The organism is Microbacterium sp. MEC084, from assembly GCF_004514465.2.
GTDB lineage: Bacteria > Actinomycetota > Actinomycetes > Actinomycetales > Microbacteriaceae > Microbacterium.
Genome location: NZ_MYFP02000050.1, coordinates 1 through 893, shown reverse-complemented (window position 1 = coordinate 893; position 893 = coordinate 1). Strand labels below are relative to the sequence as shown.

Sequence of the window (893 nt, the reverse complement as noted above, 5' to 3'; positions counted from 1 at the left end):
TGTCGCGGTTTCAGATGCTCTCGGATGCTCAGTGGTCGTTGATCGAGGAGATGCTGCCGCGCCCGACCGGGCGCAAGGGGCGGCCGTTCGCGGACGCCAGGCTGATGGTCGAGGGCATCGTCTACCGGTATCGGTGCGGCATCGCGTGGCGGGATCTTCCCGACGTGTTCGGGCCGTGGCAGACGGTGTGGACGTGGCATCACCGCCTGGCAATTGAGGGAACGTGGGACAAGGTGCTCGCCAAGCTCACCGCCGCTGCCGACGCGGCCGGGCTGGTGGACTGGTCGCTGTCGGTGGACTCCACGATCGCTCGTGCGCATCAGCACGCGACGAACACGAAGCGCCTCACAGGGGGCTGGATCGAATTACACGAATCCGGCCGACGAGCCGCCTGATCACGCGGTCGGCCGCTCCCGCGGCGGGCTCTCGACGAAGATCCATCAGCTCGTCGACGGCCACGGCTTGCCGCTGGTCGCGCTGCTCACGGCGGGTCAGGCCGGCGACTCGCCCATGTTCCTGCCGCTGATGGCGCACCTGCGCGTCGCCCGTCCCCTCGGCCGGCCCCGCACTCGTCCGGACGCCGTCCGCGGCGACAAGGCGTACTCGTCCCGCGCGATCCGCGGACACTTGCGCTCGCGCGGCATCAAGGCCGTGATCCCCGAACCGTCCGACCAGCAAGGACACCGTAAGCGGCGCGGATCACGCGGCGGCCGCCCCGTCGGACTGGACGCCGCCGACTACCGCAACCGCAATGTCATCGAGCGCCGCTACTGCCACATCAAGCAATGGCGCGGCCTCGCCACCCGCTACGACAAGCTCGCCGTCGTCTACCGCGCCGCCGTGATCCTCAACGCCGTCATCGCCTGGACCCGACAATTGTCAGACACGCCCTA

Annotated in this window: 1 protein-coding gene; it reads left to right on the top strand. The window is 69.2% G+C overall.

Going from position 1 to position 893, the window contains the following annotated elements:
• Positions 1–893, top strand: a protein-coding gene (locus tag B5M43_RS14895; protein ID WP_230668278.1) for an IS5 family transposase whose coding sequence is annotated in 2 segments (ribosomal slippage) — positions 1–350 and positions 352–893 — 892 coding nt annotated over the 2 segments. Because the reading frame shifts where the segments join, the coding sequence is not laid out codon by codon here. This gene is flagged as partial in the annotation.